Genomic DNA, 16,903 nt, shown 5'->3' on the forward strand with positions numbered 1-16,903 from the left:
GTTTAGGCCAATTGCGTTGCTGGAATTGGTATTAATTTACTTAGTTGGTGCCAAACGGTTTCCAATGGAATTTCAGCCGACGAACCATCTGGATTATGGTAAATCATCGCGCGACCTTGTTCGTAGGATCCTGAGTAAGGCATGTGGTTTTTAAAGTTTTTATATTCGCCGAGCAATAGCAGGCCCGGAATTTCAAAGGCATTTGCCATGTGCGCGGGACCCGAATCGATGCCGATAAATAACTGAGCACCTGAAATGATGTGAGCCATGTCAACCACACTTGTCTTCCCAACCATCGAGATGAATTTCGGATCTGAAAGAGTTAAGCCTTCTGAAGCGCCTACTTCCACAATCGAAATGCCATAGGTTTCTAGCGCTTGATTAATCAGGGCTATCCAATGTTGATCTTGCCATTCACGGTCGGCGCCATTCGATTTCCGATGAATTACCCAATATTTCGAGGGTAAGTCAAACTTCTTAGCATGATCTAAATATAGTTTTGGCTGCTTTGAATCTAAATAGGGGATATCGCACAGGTCGTAAATTCCCTTCAAGAGATTACCCCGCTGGTAATAATTGTATTTGTTTAACCCTATTTTTTCTGCCTGCGCATTGAACAATACGCGATTAAAATAAGGGTCAAATCGCAAATCATTCATGTGTAAATTATAGAAATGCGAGAATGGGGAACGCTTGCTTAACCACGTGCTAGCCAAAACTGAATTTTCTGTCAATACCTGGTCAAGGTGTGGATGATTTTCCAAAAGGCCTTTGTACAAATCTTTTACAATCCACACGATTCGCGCGTTTGGATGTTTTGTCCGTAGCGCATCGATAATGGGCTCTGCAGCAACAATATCACCCAAGTGTTCGGCTAGTAATATGCCGACAACAGGTTTAGAAATACGAGCAAGGCGTATGCTAAGGTAAAGTTGGGCATAGGAAATACACGCCGAAAACCAATAGCTTAGTTTTCGAAATTTGTATTCCCATAAGGACCGACTCGCATAGATGGACGCCATAAATCCTTTATTCTACAACTTCTTTGATTTCCACTTCACCGTCTGGTTTAACTTGGATAACCCCATTGGTAATAAGGGTGTCGCCGATGGATAGTCCAGATAAAATCTCAACATTCTTCTCGCCGCGATTACCAAGTTTCACTTTCACCGGAACCGATTTTCCTTGCTTCACGATAAATACTTTGTTTCCAGATGCCTCAGGAATGACAGCTTCTGTGGGGATAAGAATTGCGCTCCCCTTCGATTTTAAAATCAAATTAACTTTAGCAAAAGCCCCTGGAACTAATTGGTTGCCTGGATTTGCTGCTAGAGCACGGATTTGCAATGTTCTCGTTAATGGATCAATTTTCGGGTCAATCGCATATACTTTACCTATAAAGGTTTTGTCTTCATTTTCAGTTTGAAACTCAACGGTGCTTCCTTTACGGATTGCCGTCGCATATTTTGCCGGAATGGAGAATTCAATCTTGGCCGGGTTTGTATTTGTTAAGGTTGCGATTTTCGTCGTTGGGGAAATATAACTTCCTAAGCTAACATAGCGGAAACCAATGGTTCCTGCGAATGGAGCTTTCACGGTTGTCTTGATGATTTGAGCTCTCAAATCTTCGATGTCCGCCTCGATGGTATTGACTGAATTTACTGCAATGTCATATTCTCGTTGCGAGATGGCCTCTTTTTGTAATAAGATTTTTTGACGCGCTTCATTGTCTTCTGCTAGCTTTTTGTTGAAGCCTAATTTGCGCAAACGTGCTTGTAAATCATCATCATTAATGCGGAAAAGGACGGTTCCTTTCTGTACCACATCGCCTTCCTTGATATTCAATAGAATGATCCGGCCTGCGATTTCAGAACGAACCTCAACTTCTTCGTTGGCCAAAATACTTCCCGTCGAATTCACCATGTCATCTAGGCGCGTTGATTTAACGACAGAGACAACAACAGCTGTTTTTCCGCCACCTTTTCCTCCTGGGCCGCCTTTCTCCTTTTTGGCATCCTCCTCAGGATTTTTTGAAATAGCTTGTTTGATTTTCGGGTAAAATGCGAGTCCAAGGATTAAGGCAATGGATGCAAGCGAGACGATGGTTTTGGTTACTTTATTCATAGTTTTTATAGTCGGTTTAGGAGGAAAGTCAAATTACCTATTTTCCTACGATTGGCTGTCCTAAATTGTAGGTTTATTGGGCTGTTTTATTGGTTAACCAGGGTAAAATTTGTTCGTTTTGAATTTGATTCATCACAAAGTGGCTCTGGGCATTTCCGATATTTTTGATGCTAGCTAATTTATGCAAGATAAAATTGCGGTATTCATCCATATCTGAAACGACAATCTTTAAAAGAAAGTCACTGTGTCCGGAGACGCAATAGCATTCTTGGACTTCTATGAGCGACATGACATCGGTTTCGAATTGATTTAAATATTCCGCGGCATGTTCTTTGAGTGAAATATCACAGAAAACGGTTAAGGATTTGCCGAGTTTATTCGGGTTGATTGTAGCTTTGTACCCGGTAATGACACCTTCTTTTTCCATGCGCTTAATTCGCTCATGAACGGGGGTTGCACTTAATCCAAGCCTGGAGGCCATTTCCTTATTGGACATGAATGCGTCTTCATGCAAGAAGGCTAGAATTTGCTTATCAATATCGTCAATTTTGGCCATCGTTTGCTGTGGTTTCAATGATGGACGCGCCTGCTGAAATGATTCCCTTCAGCGTATCTGTCCGCATGTATTGTTCCAAGCTAACTTGGTGCTTGCCTAATCGGGTGAAGTGCAGCCCTTTGAAAATCGTATATTGATGGCTGTACATATCGCCTAATCCGCTTCCTTTCGGTTTTCCTGTCTTTGCGTCATACAGAAATGCCTCCGCAAAAGCACGTTTAATGACTTTCCCTTCTGGATTGACGACTTTAGGAACGAAATACAAATTGTAATACGGGTATTCGATTGACTGCCGCAATGCAACCCGAACATCGTATGCTTTACTTGTATCAGTCACCTGAAAATCAATGACGATTTTGTTTTTTTGTAGCCAACCGTGTTCCGACAAGGAGACGGTTTGGTCAACCAAGGTGTCGTTTTGGCAAGCAAAAGCGAACAAGACCATCATGAAAAGGATAATGCGCTTTATATACATAGCTTATTGAGCTGCAGGGGCCTCAGAAGAACCTCCCTCACGCGGTGGGCGTGGTTTGAATTTCTTCTTAAACTTCTTTTTAAACGGTTTCGGTGTTGCGTTTTCTCCGTCTACACCGGGTGCTACGCCTTCTGGCTTAGGTACTTGTTCCGGTCTAGGTTTACGTTCCTGTTGTGGTCTTGGTCCTCGGTTTGCATCACCTTCATTTCCGGGCGTTGCGGGTTTTGGCCCACGATTATCTGGTCGAGGTCCGCGTGGATTATCGCGACCTTCAGGTCTCGGTCCACGGTTTGCATCACCTTCATTTCCGGGTGTTGCGGGTTTTGGCCCACGATTCTCTGGTCGAGGTCCGCGTGGATTATCGCGACCATCTGGTCTCGGTCCACGGTTTTCACGTGGTCCACGGTTTTCGAAACGGTCACGGCCTCCTCGGTTATTCCCTGGTTTGTTGGCCGGTTTCTTTCCACCATATTTCTTGTCCATACGCTCCAAATCAGAATTTAATTCGGAAAGTGATGGCTTTTCAACTACTGGTGCATCTGGATTTAAATCCGAGAAGGATTCTGGAATAATTCCTTGTTTATTTAACTCAATAATTTCAGCTACACGGTCACAGCTTACGGGTATCCAAATCGCTTCTTCACCCACAATACCAAACCACATCATGCGTTTGAAAATGTCAGTCTTCTGAAGAATCGCGTCGCCTTTCTTCGTTTTTAGTCGGCCTTCGATCGTCGGGATGCCTTTTAGGGCATCCATATACGTTTCTAATTCATAGTTTAAGCAGCATTTCAATCGACCACATTGGCCACTTAATTTGACTGGGTTCAACGATAAATTTTGATAACGTGCAGCAGATGTGGTTACGTTTTTGAAATCCGTTAACCAAGTAGAACAACATAATTCGCGTCCACAAACTCCGATTCCACCTAAACGACCTGCTTCTTGACGCAAGGAAATTTGCTTCATTTCCACACGCACTTTGAACTCAGTCGCTAAAAGTTTGATCAATTCACGAAAATCAACGCGGTCATCTGACGAATAGTAAAAAACAGCCTTTGTTCCATCTGATTGAAACTCCACATCAGATAATTTCATATTAAGCTTTAAATCACCAATGATTTGACGTCCACGATACATGGTCGGCATATCGCGTGCAATCATTTGCTCATGCTTTTCTAAGTCTTTATCTGTCGCAATGCGAACGATGGACTTTAAATTGTCATCATCCTTGATGCTCTTTTTTAATAATTGCAAGCGGACCAATTCGCCTTGAAGCGAGACTACCCCTAGGTGAATACCTGTGCTCGATTCAATCATCACAGCATCACCTGTGTGTAGTTCAAGTTTATTTGAGTTGCGGAAGTATTCTTTACGTCCACCCTTGAATTTGATTTCAACGACGTGGAAACGCTGGAATTGTGGCACATCCAAGTCGGAAAGCCAATCAAAGACATTCATTTTGTTGCAGCCACCTGAGCCACAACCTCCGTTGCTTTGACATCCTGCCACTTCGCCCGTTACGCTTTTGGATCCACAAGATCCTGTTGAACACGATTTACATGCCATAATATATGCTTGATTGGCAAATTATCCTTTATACCGGAGAACGTCTAAGCCAATATCTCTTCTAAAATTTTTACCTTCGAACTGGATCGCAAGCGCTGCCTTTTGAGACTTTTGAATTGCTCTTTCCAGGGTATTCGAAGTTCCTGTTAATGCGATCACTCGACCGCCACTTGTTACCAATTGACCTGCTTCTTCACGCGTCCCAGCTTGGAAAATGTGCGCCTCAGTCACCTGATCTAATCCCGTAATGACATCCCCTTTTCGGTAATCTTCCGGGTAACCACCTGCGACAACCATCGTTGTCACAGCATATTGTTCAGAGATTTCAATTTTTTCTTTGTCCAATGTGCCTTTGGCAGCCGCAAGAAGCAAAGATAAGAAATCTGATTCGATTCTAGGTAACACAACTTCCGTTTCAGGGTCTCCCATACGGGCATTGTATTCAATGACATATGGTTCTCCCTCATGGTTCATTAAACCGATGAAGATAAATCCTTGGTATTTAATTCCATCAGCCTTTAGTCCGGCTAATGTCGGTTTAATCACCTTGCTATCCACATGTTCCATAAAGGATGCCGTCGCGAATGGGACAGGGGAAACAGCCCCCATACCGCCCGTATTCAGTCCTTCATCGTTGTCGCCAATACGCTTATAATCTTTTGCCTCTGGCAAGACAACATAGTTTTCACCATCTGTTAATACGAAAACAGATAGTTCTATTCCGCGTAAAAATTGTTCAATCACGACCTTGTCTGACGCCGCACCAAATTTCGAGTCCAAAAGCATTTCCCGTAAGGATGCCTTCGCTTCTTCCAACGTTAATGCGATGATCACGCCTTTTCCTGCTGCTAAGCCATCTGCCTTCAAGACAATGGGTAAGGATTGTGTGTCTAAATAGGCTAATCCTGCTTCAATGCTCTCCTTCGTAAAGGTTTGCGATGCCGCCGTCGGTACTCCATGGCGATGCATGAAGTTTTTAGAGAAATCTTTACTTCCTTCTAATTGTGCTCCTTCCGCTCCAGGACCGACGATTCCTACATGCTTTAAATCATCTTGTGACTCAATGTAATCTCGAACACCTTTGACCAAGGGCTCCTCTGGCCCAACAACGACTAAATCAATTTGATGTTCCCGAATGGCTTGTGTTATTCCGGCTAAATCAGCTACTCCGATGGCTAAATTCGTACCTATACGCGCTGTCCCAGGATTACCTGGGGCAATAAATAAACTACTTAGTTGTGGGCTTTGAGCTATTTTCCATGCAAAAGCATGTTCACGACCCCCAGACCCGATAATTAATACATTCATCTGTTTTATTAATTGGCTAATTCACTCAAAAACTTAATGCGCATTAAACGCAACTCTTCCTCACTTACATCCTCAATGTTACATTCATCTAAGGCCTGTGCAATGTTGTCGGTATCTGCCGACATAAAATAATCGAAGATTTCTTCCTGCTTATCCGGTTCGATTACTTGGTTAATAAAGTAATCTAAATTCAATTTAGTTCCCGAATAACAGATCGTTTCGATTTCCTCGATCAACTCGGTCATCGATAATTCTTTCTGCTCTGCAATTAAGTCTAAATCGATTTTACGGTCCACTTGCTGGATAATGTAAATCTTGATTTTAGATTTATTGACAGTTGATTTAACTACGACTTCCTTCGCTGTCTCAATCTCATTTTCTTCTACATATCGAATAATTACATCCAAGAATTGCTTCCCAAACTTGACTACTTTTCCCATCCCCACGCCATTGATCTGCGCCATTTCTTCTTGCGTAGTCGGGTAGGTGGTTGCCATTTCTTCCAACGATGGATCCTGAAAAATGACATAAGGAGGAAGGTTTTTCTCCTTGGCTACCTTTTTACGCAGGTTTTTTAAGATTTCAAATAATGCATCATCGTAAGCTTTCGCTCCAATTGCCGCATTTTCTTCATCATTTTCTGCCGTAATAGCTTCCTGCTCGTAATCGTGGTCACGCGAGAAGGTTAACGGATGCGAGTCTTTTAAAAAAGCCTCTCCTTTTTCACTCAAATGTAGAACACCGTAATTTTCGATGTCTTTTGTCAATAAATCATAAATCAGCACCTGCTTGATGAAAGATATCCAAGGTGATTTTTCATCCTCCGGATTTACTTCTTTCTTCTTTTTACGCAGCTTCTGCTTTTTAGGTGCTTGCTCTTCGCCATCTGTGTCATCATCATCCTCGTCATCATCCTCATCTTCATCTGAAATCGCCCAAGAAATGGTTTTCCCTTTGCCGAATACCGAGAGCTTTTCATGTTCATAGCTTTGCGTGTATTGGTTGGTTTTGCCTTCCAAAACATCTGCAATATGCTCTGCATCGAATTTTTCGCCGGTTTGTTTGACCGCTTCTAATACCAAAGAAACCTCTTGCTCGGCTTTATAGGTAGCCGTTGGATGCATACAATTGTCGCAAAAGCCACAGTTGTCTGCCATATGCTCGCCAAAATAGCTTAATAATTGCTTTCTTCGGCACACACCCAAATTCGCATAATAGACCATTTCGCTCAATAAAATCTTCGCGTTTTCCTTCTCAGAAACGGCTTTATCTTTATTGAACTTGTCTAATTTTAAAATATCATCGTAGGTGTAGAACAAGATGCAGGTTCCATCCAAGCCATCACGGCCAGCACGCCCTGTTTCTTGATAATAGCCTTCCAGGGATTTGGGTGCATCGTAGTGAATAACAAAACGAACGTCTGGTTTGTCAATGCCCATCCCAAACGCAATGGTCGCAACCATGACCTCAACCTCCTCATTCAAAAACGCCTCTTGGTTCGACATGCGTATTTGTGGATCGAGTCCTGCATGATAGGGAAGGGCTTTAATGCCATTGACCCCTAAAAGTTCTGAAACTTCCTCTACGCGTTTTCTACTTAAGCAATAAATAATCCCCGCCTTGCCTGTGTGGCTTTTTATGTAGCGAATCAATTGCTTGTCTATATCTTTCTTTGAACGGATCTCGTAATACAAATTCTTCCGATTGAAGGAAGATTTGAAAACGGTCGCGTCTTCTAAGTTTAATGTCTTCTGAATATCCTGCTGCACTTTCGGTGTTGCAGTCGCTGTTAAGGCGATGATCGGCAATTTGGCATCAATCGATTCGATGATGTTGCGAATTTTACGGTACTCAGGACGGAAATCATGTCCCCATTCGGAGATACAGTGTGCCTCATCGATGGCTACGAACGATATATTTGCTTGCTGTAAGAAATTAAGATTCTCTTGTTTATTCAGTGACTCAGGAGCGATGTAGAGTAATTTAACGCTTCCGCTAATTACCTCGGCTTTCACGCGATTAATTTCCGCCCGACTCAACGAAGAGTTTAAAAACTGTGCATTGATGCCAAAAGCTAGCATTTGGTCCACCTGATTCTTCATTAATGCAATTAATGGCGAAATCACAATGGCTGTCCCAGGCATCACAATCGCAGGTAATTGATAACAAAGCGATTTGCCGGCACCGGTCGGCATTAATACGAAACTATTACGGCCATCAATCGTATTCCGAATGATTGCTTCTTGCTCACCCCTGAACTGGCTAAAGCCAAAGGTTTTTTTGAGCTGTTCCTTCAATACCTCACTAGAAATGGAAGTCGGCATAATTTATATCGTGGCGTAAGTGTTTCAGTTATTGCATAAGAATTGGTTATCTTTGTCGGTCCCCAAATTCTTACTAACATTGAAATTAAGCAAAAATATCCAAAGCACAGCAAAAAAAGTTTTAAGCCAAGAAGCTGAGGCTATTCTTCGTGTAAGCGATGGAATTGATTCCGAATTCGAAGCTTGTGTCGAACATTTATTGGCAAGCAAAGGTCGCATCGTCTTTACCGGTATCGGGAAGTCGGCGATTATCGCCCAAAAGATTGTGGCAACGATGAACTCGACAGGAACGCCCGCATTGTTTATGCATGCAGCGGATGCTATTCACGGAGATTTAGGTATGATTCAAGACGGAGATGCCGTGATTTGTATTTCCAAATCAGGGGACACACCGGAGATTAAAGTTTTGGTTCCGCTGATCAAGCGAACAGGGGTTACCTTGATTGCGATGGTTTCGAATAAACAGTCCTATTTAGGCCAACAAGCGGATTTTATCTTGCATGCGTTGGCAGAACAAGAGGCGGATTTGATGAATTTAGCGCCTACAACATCTACCACGGTTGCGTTAGCGCTCGGTGATGCATTAGCGGTTTGTTTGTTGGAGTGCAAAGGTTTCACAGCCCAGGATTTTGCGAAATACCACCCTGGTGGAGCCTTAGGCAAACGCATGTACTTGAAAGTAAGTGATATTTACCCCCAACACGATTTTCCAGTCATCACACCTGCCGCAAGTATTCAAGAGGCTATTCACGAAATCAGTTCGAAGCGCTTAGGTGCCACGGCGATTGTAGGGGAAAATAATCAACTTGTTGGTATTATTACCGATGGAGATGTTCGTCGGATGTTGGAGCAGCATTCGAATTGGTCAGAAATTCAATTGGCCGACATGATGAATCGCACGCCGAAAACAATCGAGGCAGATGCTTTTGCCACGGAGGCTTTGGCCATCATGCAATCTTTGAATATTACCCAATTGGTCGTGACGGAAAATAAAAAGGCCGTGGGATTTGTTCATCTCCACGACCTTTTAAAAGAGGGAATCGTTTAAAATTAGCGCATGCGGTTCGACGACTGCACTAACATCTCGTCTTTACGTACCAAACGATTTGCTATCATATTGGCCAATAATGCCACAACCATCGCATAGAATCCGTAGCCGTATTTTCCTTGTGCCTCCGGTTCGAATGTCGGCATTGCTTCTTTGAAAATCACCCAGAAGGCATAGCCCATTGCGCCAGCGAGCAACAGAGAATTAATTAGTCCAAGCATCATTTGACGAATACGATTTTTGAAAGAAAAAATCGTTACCAATGTGACGATGGTCGACAAGGTCAATAATATCGTGATGGCAATCGCGCTTGAGGAAGTCGTCTTGCCTCCAGCTGATAGCGTCCATTCATTGAAAAATAATTCAGCTCTTTGTCCAGCTTGGCCTACTTTAGCCCAAATGCTCCAACCTAATGTGACAAGGCAATTGGCAATAATAACAAGCGTTAAGAAGATTGTTTGTGGTCTTTGAATCATGGTTATAAAATTTTCATGCGAAATTAAGCATTTTCTTGAAAAAGCTTGACGGCAATTTTTGCAGAACTCAAGCAAAGTGGAATTCCGCCACCCGGATGAACACTCCCCCCAATCCAATACATGTTTTTAATCGCAGCACGGTAATTAGGATGTCGCAAGAACGCGGCAAATTTATTATTGGAAGAGTTGCCATACAGAGCGCCTCCAGCCGATGAAGTTCGGGATTCAATGCGCCGCGGATCTAAATAATCTTCCACGACGATATGGTCTTCCAAATTAATTCCAAGTACCCGATTGATTTTTTGGATGACATTTGTTCGACATGATTGTATGAGGGAATCCCAATCTTGGCCCGAATTTGCAGGGGCATTGATCAACACAAACCAGTTTTCACAACCATCTGGCGCATCCTCTTTTGCCACTTTGCTTGAGATATGTATGTAGACAGTAGGGTCATCAAACAGATTTTCCTGCTTGAATATGGCCTCAAATTCAGCCCGATAATCCTTCGAAAAAAAGATGTTATGAACGCCTAATTCCTCAAATACGCGATTGATTCCCCAATAAAAAATGATCCCCGAGCTTGACTTAGGTTGGTTGAGTAAATGGCTTGGCCGAAGGTTTTCGGGCAATAACTGCTTATAACTCGGCCGAATGTCTGCATTACTTGCTACGATATCAAAATCATAGACCCCCATTTTAGTTTGAATGCCGTTTGCGACATTGCCATGTGTGCGAATTTTCTCCACGGCTTCGTTCAAGCGGAACTGAACTCCTAGTTCCTGTGCTAATCGAACTAAAGCATTCGGGATTTCAATCATGCCTCCTTTCGGAAAATAGGCGCCTAGATTATATTCTAAATGTGGAATGATGGAAAGCGTTGCCGGCGTTTGATAGGGGTCAGAGCCGTTGTAGGTGGCATATCGATCGAACAATTGCACCGTTTTCGGGTTTTTGAACTTCGATTTGTGCGCCTGATGCATGGTCTGAAACAACCCGAGTTTATGCAAATTGGCATAGCCATGCAGCGCTTTTTTACTTGTCCAGGTGCTCAATTTATGCAAGGAATCATCCAGGAATAAATCGCTTACGATGTTGTATTTCTCGCCTGCCTCTTTAATGTAACGGTAAATTGTGGCTGCATCCTCTTGTAATGCCTCAGCCATCAAAGAGGCTGTTTCGCCCGGATCCTCAAGTGTTTTTAAGCGTGTTTGGTCATCCCAAAAATAACTGCAAATCTCAGGTAAGCGTTCGTAATTAAAATAGTCTCGGGGATTTTTTCCGGCAAGTTGGAATAATTCATCCACTAATTGCGGCATCGTAAATAAGGAAGGGCCTGTGTCGAAGCGGTAACCTTGCATTGCCAAAAGGCCCAACTTTCCGCCAGGACGTTCATTCGCTTCGAAGACCGTCACCGCATGCCCCATTATTTGCATGCGAATCGCGAATGCAATTCCTCCTATACCTGATCCGACAATTCCGACTGTTGACATGCTGATTTAATTTCCCGTGAAATTAACTAAATAAGAATAAACAGGTAAATGTTTTACACTACATACTCTTTTCCGTAATTTTGCACGAATTTTTATAATAAACTATGTTACGTACACACACGAACGGCGAATTGAGAATGGAGCACGTGGGCCAAACAGTCACATTATGTGGTTGGGTTCAAAAAACACGTGATAAGGGAGGCATGTTATGGATCGACTTACGCGATCGTTATGGCATTACCCAATTAATGTTGGAGGAAGGGAAATCAGATCCGTCGGCCTTGACTTTAGCCCGTGGCTTGGGTCGGGAGTTTGTTGTCGCAGCAGAAGGCGTGGTTGTGGAGCGTTTGGCGAAGAATGATAAATTGCCAACAGGCGATATCGAGATTAAGGTGACGAATTTACGCATCTTAAATCCAGCGAAATTGCCACCATTTTTAATTGAAGATGAAACGGATGGAGGTGACGATATTCGCATGAAATATCGCTATTTGGACTTGCGTCGCAACCCGATTCGCGAGAGTCTACGTTTGCGTCATCAAGTAGGACGTGAGGTTCGTAATTATTTGGATAAGCAAGATTTTATTGAGGTGGAGACACCTGTATTGATTAAGTCTACGCCGGAAGGGGCACGTGATTTCGTCGTGCCATCTCGGATGAATCCAGGTGAATTTTATGCTTTGCCGCAATCGCCGCAAACCTTTAAGCAATTGTTGATGGTTTCGGGATTTGATCGTTACTACCAAATTGTGAAATGTTTCCGGGACGAAGATTTGCGTGCTGATCGTCAGCCTGAGTTTACGCAAATTGACTGTGAAATGTCATTTGTGGAGCAGGAAGATATTCTGAATATGTTTGAAGGTTTGATTCGTCACTTGTTTTTGTCGGTCAAAAAATTGGACATTGGTCAGGTTTCGCGCATGACTTATGCGGATGCGATGAAATATTACGGTTCGGATAAGCCGGATATTCGTTTCGACATGAAGTTTGTGGAGTTGAAAGGAGAGGGCGTAGATTTGACTTCGGGTAAAGATTTTCAAGTATTTGATTCCGCGAATACCGTCGTGGGTATTTGTGTAAAAGGAGCTGCGGAGTATACGCGTAAACAATTGGATGAGTTGACGGACTTTGTTCGTCGTCCACAGATTGGTGCCAAAGGGTTGATTTATGCACGTGTTCAGCTGGACGGTGTTGTGAAATCATCCGTTGATAAATTTTATTCGGAGGCTGATTTAGCTGCGTGGGCTTCGGCTTTCCAAGCGGAGGCTGGCGATTTAATTTTGGTGTTGTCAGGCGATGGAGACAAAGTGCGTAAGCAATTGAATGAACTTCGTCTTGAAATGGGAACGCGCATGGGATTGCGTGACCCGAACAATTATAAAGTTCATTGGGTTGTTGATTTCCCTTTGTTGGAGTACGGCGAGGAAGAGGACCGTTGGTTCGCGATGCACCATCCTTTTACAAGTCCAAAGCCAGAAGATATCGCCTTGATGGAAGCCGGGGAATTTGGTAAAGTTCGTGCGAATGCGTACGATTTAGTCGTGAATGGCGTGGAAGTGGGCGGAGGCTCGATTCGTATCTTCCAAAAAGATTTACAATCGAAAATGTTCCAAGTACTCGGATTTACTGAGGAGGAGGCAAAAGCCCAATTCGGGTTCTTGTTAGACGCATTCGAATATGGTGCGCCGCCACATGGTGGGTTGGCATTTGGTTTCGACCGTCTTTGCTCGTTGTTCGGAGGAACAGAGTCAATTCGTGATTACATCGCATTCCCTAAAAACAATGCGGGTCGTGACGTGATGATTGATTCACCATCTCCATTGGCGCAAGACCAATTGGATGAGTTGAAAATTAAAACGAATTTATAAGTTTTCTGAGGCGTTTAGCCGTTTTTTCCCGCTAGCTTTGGCAAACCTTGAAGGATTGCCAAAGCTTAAGTGGGAGGAATCATTAAAAGTCGTAATGAAAGACGGGACTCGTCCATTCACCCGCATTGATATTCAATACTTCTTTAATATGTCCATGGTGGATATCGAAAACCCAGCCATGTAGATGTGGAAATTGGCGTTTTTGCCAAGCTTTCTGAACAATAGTCGTTTTCGCTAGATTTTGAATTTGTTCAGTCACATTGAGTTCGACAAGTCTGTCAAACCGTTTTTCCTCATTGTCGATTTCGTGTAACTCTTTAAAGTGTTTTTCATACACTTCTTTAATGTTCCGTAACCATTTGTTGATCAAACCAAAGTCATGGTTGGTCATCGCCGCCTTAACCCCGCCGCAATTGTAGTGTCCGCAAACAATAATATGCTTGACTTCTAACACCTCGACAGCATACTGCAATACCGACAATAAATTGATATCCGTGTGAACAACCATGTTGGCCACATTGCGGTGTACAAAAATATCACCTGGATCCGCGTGCGTTATTTCTTCGGCGGGTACCCGGCTATCCGCACAACCGATCCAAAGAAACAAGGGGTTTTGGTCTTTTGATAAGTTATCAAAATAGGTAGCATCTAACTCGAGGCGTTCTGCAGCCCAAGCTTTATTGCTTAGTAAGAGTTTTTTATATTCTTTCATGTTATTTTTTCTTTAAGTCGGCATCTATGCCTCTTGCTTTCGCAGTAGATAGGAAATCGTTGATGAGCTCATTGACATCATGGTCAATAAAGTGAACTTTTGAGATATCAATATACACTTCGCTTCCTTCAGGGATTTTTCGTAAGGCTTCCTGTATGGCCATTTTGTGTAGGAATGTAACGTCTTTTTGGAATTTGATTAATACCTCATTTCCATTGATAAACACGGTGAAAACAGCGGAGTAATTCGTTATGATGACGAACACCAAACCTACTGCGGTTCCAACAAAAATACCCCACAATAAATCAACGCTGACAACAACAATGATAGTAACAAAAAAGGGAACATACTGTTTCCAACCTTCCTTGATAATTTTTTTGAATTGGTCAGGGTGCGCTAATTTATATCCTGTGTAAAGTAAAATACTTGCCAAGCAAGCTAAGGGAATTTTGTTCAAGTATAAAGGCAGTAATAAAATTGCTACCAAAAGGAGTAAGCCATGCATAAAGCCTGACATTCTTGATTTACCGCCCGCATAAATGTTGGTCGATGACCGAACGATCACGGAGGTAATAGGGAGCCCTCCAATTAGGCCACTGGTTACATTTCCGATTCCTTGCGCAAGTAATTCACGGTCTGGGGATGAAATACGTTTAAGCGGATCTAGGGAATCCGTTGCTTCGAGCGATAAGAGTGATTCCAATGAAGCAACAATAGCCAATGTAAATGCAATTTGCCAAATTTTTGGATTGGATATGAATGACCAATCGGGTGTTACGATGCTCGCAGCAATAGCGCCGATATCACTAAAAATGGGAAGGTTTACCATGTGGTCTTTTGAATCTCCTAAGTAAAGACTCGGGAAATACAGGCCAAACAGGATGTTTAACAAGACGCCCATCAATACCACAAACAAAGATGCAGGCAGTGCATTTAATAGTTTAACGGTCTTCCCCAAAGCGGTCCAGGCAAATAATAATACCAACCCTGCCAGGGAAATTATGATTGCCCCCATCTTGAATTCCGCAATGGATGCGAGAATTTCGGAAAATGTATTTTTCCCATCTGATTGGTCGAATTCAAATTCACCAATAAAATCGAGGTCATCTCCCAGCGCATGGGGAATCTGTTTTAAGATGATAACTACACCAATAGCGACCAACATGCCCCGGATGACAGAGCTCGGAAAAAAACCACCAATCTTACCTAGTTTCAACAAACCCAAGATGATTTGGATGATTCCAGCTAAAATGACAGCGACCAAAAAGCCGTTAAAAGATCCAAGGCTTGAGATGGCTTGTGCGACGATAATGGTTAAGCCCGCCGCAGGACCACTGACCGATAATTCAGAGCCCGATAGTAAGGAAACAAGTAAGCCACCCACAATGCCAGCCATGAGGCCCGCCATGAGTGGAGCGCCTGAAGCCAGGGCAATGCCCAGGCAGAGCGGTAATGCGACTAAAAATACGGCTATGCCCGATTTCCAATCATTAGTAATGAAAGATTTTATATACGTTTGAGTATTCATCATGAGATTTTAATGCGTGATTTAAATGAATTAAAACATGCATTTTATCAGGAGGACTCAATATTGGGGGTAAATAAGCTGGACTTAATTCGCCAACATACATGATATGTTTTTTTTGAGATGTGCTAAAGTTGTTTTCTGCATGAGTGCTATAAATTTTCAGCAGATCTAAAGGATTAAATTCGTCATCCGAGTCATCTGAATCGGATTTGGAATCTTCCTCCTCGGCAAAAGTACGTTCAGCCGCTTGGGCATTGGTGTTACCATGCTCGCTTCGCGTATGTAGGACAAACCCATCCATCGGGTTGCTGTAAAGCATCTGAGGAGTTGTCTGCTGGCCCCCCAAAAGTATGTTAAGCAAGAAAAATAGAGTCTTGATCATTCGCCTAACTTATTTTGTAGCTGGAAAATTATCTTTCCTTGTGCATCTCGTTCTTGAACTAATTCGGGTTCTTGATTATCAAACTTGTCCTTTCCATAGCGCCATTCCTTTTTCAGTCGGCCGCCCGAACCAAATTCATAATATTCTCGCCATCTGCCTACACGTACATTGTCGTCAAGAACACCTTCTTCTTTGACATTCCCACCTGCATAAAAAGCACGATATTGTCCGCGAATTTTTCCGAAAACGACAGGGATAATTTCTTTGATTTTCTTTTGTTCTGCATCGTAATAACTGATGTTTGATTCCACCGGAAATCCGCGATAATAATATTGTTTGTTTACTAATTCTCCCTCAGGTCCATACGTTTCCCAGCGGCCGTCTTTGGCCCCCATGAAGAAAAAACCTTGTTCACTTATATTTTGATTTACAACCCGACTAAAAGGTCCATGGCATATTTGTGCTGATTTGTTGTCCTTCAGCGCGCCTGTTACGATGCGTGATTGCGCGGGGTCAAACCACCAAATTTCAGCTACATAGGGGCTTACGGCCTCATCCTCTACATATTTGACCACATTGATTTCTTCTAAGGTATTTCGAGCACCGCTGCCATAATTGCCTAAGCGACGTTCTGTTTTTATGCCTGAATATTCATCTTTCGGAGGAGATTTTTTGGCAGCTCTTCGTGCGAGCATACTCGCTTTGATCCCCAGGTTTTTAATGCCTAAATCTTCTATGATGGCCCTACTTTCTGATTTGATCTTTTTTGCGCCCTCCAATTGCTCCTCAAGGCCCGTGCTTAAACGCCCACCCAAAAATCCTTTTTGTGAACTGGTGTCCGTCAAAGGCTTATGGGAGGAAATCACGGCTTGCGTTTGGCCGTAGCTGGTTAATGCTGCTAGGGAAATGCAAAATAAAATGAGGACCTTGATTTTCATGGCTTCTAAGAACGCTATGCGTTCAAAAAAATTTCCCAAAAATAGGAATTTAAATGATTAGCTTGGGTAGTTTATGTATTTTTGCAAGGTTTTTTACGAGTT

General features: G+C 42.9%; 15 protein-coding genes. 2 read left to right on the forward strand and 13 right to left on the reverse strand.

Going from position 1 to position 16,903, the window contains the following annotated elements; all coding sequences use genetic code 11:
- Positions 1 to 2: 2 nt before the first annotated feature.
- The 7 genes from PQG45_RS07095 to PQG45_RS07125 all read right to left on the reverse strand — a co-directional run bounded on the left by PQG45_RS07095 (position 3) and on the right by PQG45_RS07125 (position 8,356).
- Complete coding sequence (locus PQG45_RS07095) at positions 3 to 1,022, reverse strand: glycosyltransferase family 9 protein (protein ID WP_316070562.1); 1,020 nt, start codon at positions 1,020 to 1,022, stop codon at positions 3 to 5.
- Positions 1,023 to 1,029: 7 nt separating this feature from the next.
- Positions 1,030 to 2,124 (reverse strand): efflux RND transporter periplasmic adaptor subunit, encoded by a 1,095-nt coding sequence (locus PQG45_RS07100; RefSeq protein ID WP_315574914.1) that lies wholly within the window; start codon positions 2,122 to 2,124, stop codon positions 1,030 to 1,032.
- A 73-nt stretch (positions 2,125 to 2,197) separates the two neighbouring features.
- Positions 2,198 to 2,680 (reverse strand): Lrp/AsnC family transcriptional regulator, encoded by a 483-nt coding sequence (locus PQG45_RS07105; RefSeq protein WP_315574916.1) that lies wholly within the window; start codon positions 2,678 to 2,680, stop codon positions 2,198 to 2,200.
- On the reverse strand, positions 2,667 to 3,155 hold the full coding sequence (locus PQG45_RS07110; RefSeq protein WP_316070563.1) for a gliding motility lipoprotein GldH: 489 nt from the start codon (positions 3,153 to 3,155) through the stop codon (positions 2,667 to 2,669). Before PQG45_RS07110 ends, PQG45_RS07105 begins: the two co-directional genes overlap by 14 nt.
- Before the next feature lie 3 nt (positions 3,156 to 3,158).
- Positions 3,159 to 4,724, reverse strand: coding sequence for a PSP1 domain-containing protein (gene ricT / locus PQG45_RS07115; protein WP_315574920.1), 1,566 nt, complete (start codon positions 4,722 to 4,724; stop codon positions 3,159 to 3,161).
- 21 nt (positions 4,725 to 4,745) lie between these two features.
- A complete protein-coding gene (purD, locus tag PQG45_RS07120; RefSeq protein ID WP_315574922.1) occupies positions 4,746 to 6,032 on the reverse strand; it encodes a phosphoribosylamine--glycine ligase in 1,287 nt (428 codons plus the stop codon).
- 8 nt (positions 6,033 to 6,040) lie between these two features.
- The gene (locus PQG45_RS07125) at positions 6,041 to 8,356 is read right to left on the reverse strand and encodes a RecQ family ATP-dependent DNA helicase (protein WP_315574924.1); all 2,316 of its coding nucleotides are present in this window, start codon (positions 8,354 to 8,356) and stop codon (positions 6,041 to 6,043) included.
- 79 nt (positions 8,357 to 8,435) lie between these two features.
- Between PQG45_RS07125 and PQG45_RS07130 the strand changes: the two genes are divergently transcribed.
- Positions 8,436 to 9,404, forward strand: a complete 969-nt coding sequence (locus PQG45_RS07130; protein WP_315574926.1) for a KpsF/GutQ family sugar-phosphate isomerase — start codon at positions 8,436 to 8,438, stop codon at positions 9,402 to 9,404.
- Between the two features lie 2 nt (positions 9,405 to 9,406).
- On the opposite strand, the gene PQG45_RS07135 is transcribed toward PQG45_RS07130, so the two are convergent.
- A complete protein-coding gene (locus PQG45_RS07135; protein ID WP_315574928.1) occupies positions 9,407 to 9,880 on the reverse strand; it encodes a DUF4293 domain-containing protein in 474 nt (157 codons plus the stop codon).
- 23 nt (positions 9,881 to 9,903) lie between these two features.
- Positions 9,904 to 11,373, reverse strand: a complete 1,470-nt coding sequence (crtD, locus tag PQG45_RS07140) for a 1-hydroxycarotenoid 3,4-desaturase CrtD (RefSeq protein WP_315574930.1) — start codon at positions 11,371 to 11,373, stop codon at positions 9,904 to 9,906.
- A 104-nt stretch (positions 11,374 to 11,477) separates the two neighbouring features.
- Between crtD and aspS the strand changes: the two genes are divergently transcribed.
- Entirely contained in the window at positions 11,478 to 13,241 is a 1,764-nt protein-coding gene (gene aspS / locus PQG45_RS07145; protein ID WP_315574932.1) for an aspartate--tRNA ligase, read from the forward strand.
- Positions 13,242 to 13,323: 82 nt separating this feature from the next.
- Here the strand turns inward: aspS and can are convergent, their stop codons facing one another.
- The 4 genes from can to PQG45_RS07165 are packed head-to-tail and all read right to left on the reverse strand — an operon-like array spanning position 13,324 to position 16,840.
- Entirely contained in the window at positions 13,324 to 13,953 is a 630-nt protein-coding gene (gene can, locus PQG45_RS07150; protein WP_315574934.1) for a carbonate dehydratase, read from the reverse strand.
- Between the two features lies 1 nt (position 13,954).
- Positions 13,955 to 15,484, reverse strand: coding sequence for a SulP family inorganic anion transporter (locus tag PQG45_RS07155; protein ID WP_315574936.1), 1,530 nt, complete (start codon positions 15,482 to 15,484; stop codon positions 13,955 to 13,957).
- The gene (locus PQG45_RS07160) at positions 15,444 to 15,863 is read right to left on the reverse strand and encodes a hypothetical protein (RefSeq protein WP_315574937.1); all 420 of its coding nucleotides are present in this window, start codon (positions 15,861 to 15,863) and stop codon (positions 15,444 to 15,446) included. The genes PQG45_RS07155 and PQG45_RS07160 overlap by 41 nt, the downstream gene beginning before the upstream one ends.
- Positions 15,860 to 16,840 (reverse strand): toxin-antitoxin system YwqK family antitoxin, encoded by a 981-nt coding sequence (locus PQG45_RS07165; RefSeq protein WP_315574939.1) that lies wholly within the window; start codon positions 16,838 to 16,840, stop codon positions 15,860 to 15,862. Before PQG45_RS07165 ends, PQG45_RS07160 begins: the two co-directional genes overlap by 4 nt.
- Between the last annotated feature and the right edge of the window lie 63 nt (positions 16,841 to 16,903).

The sequence above is a fragment of the Aquirufa regiilacus genome, from assembly GCF_032470275.1.
In the GTDB taxonomy this organism is placed as follows: domain Bacteria; phylum Bacteroidota; class Bacteroidia; order Cytophagales; family Spirosomataceae; genus Aquirufa; species Aquirufa regiilacus.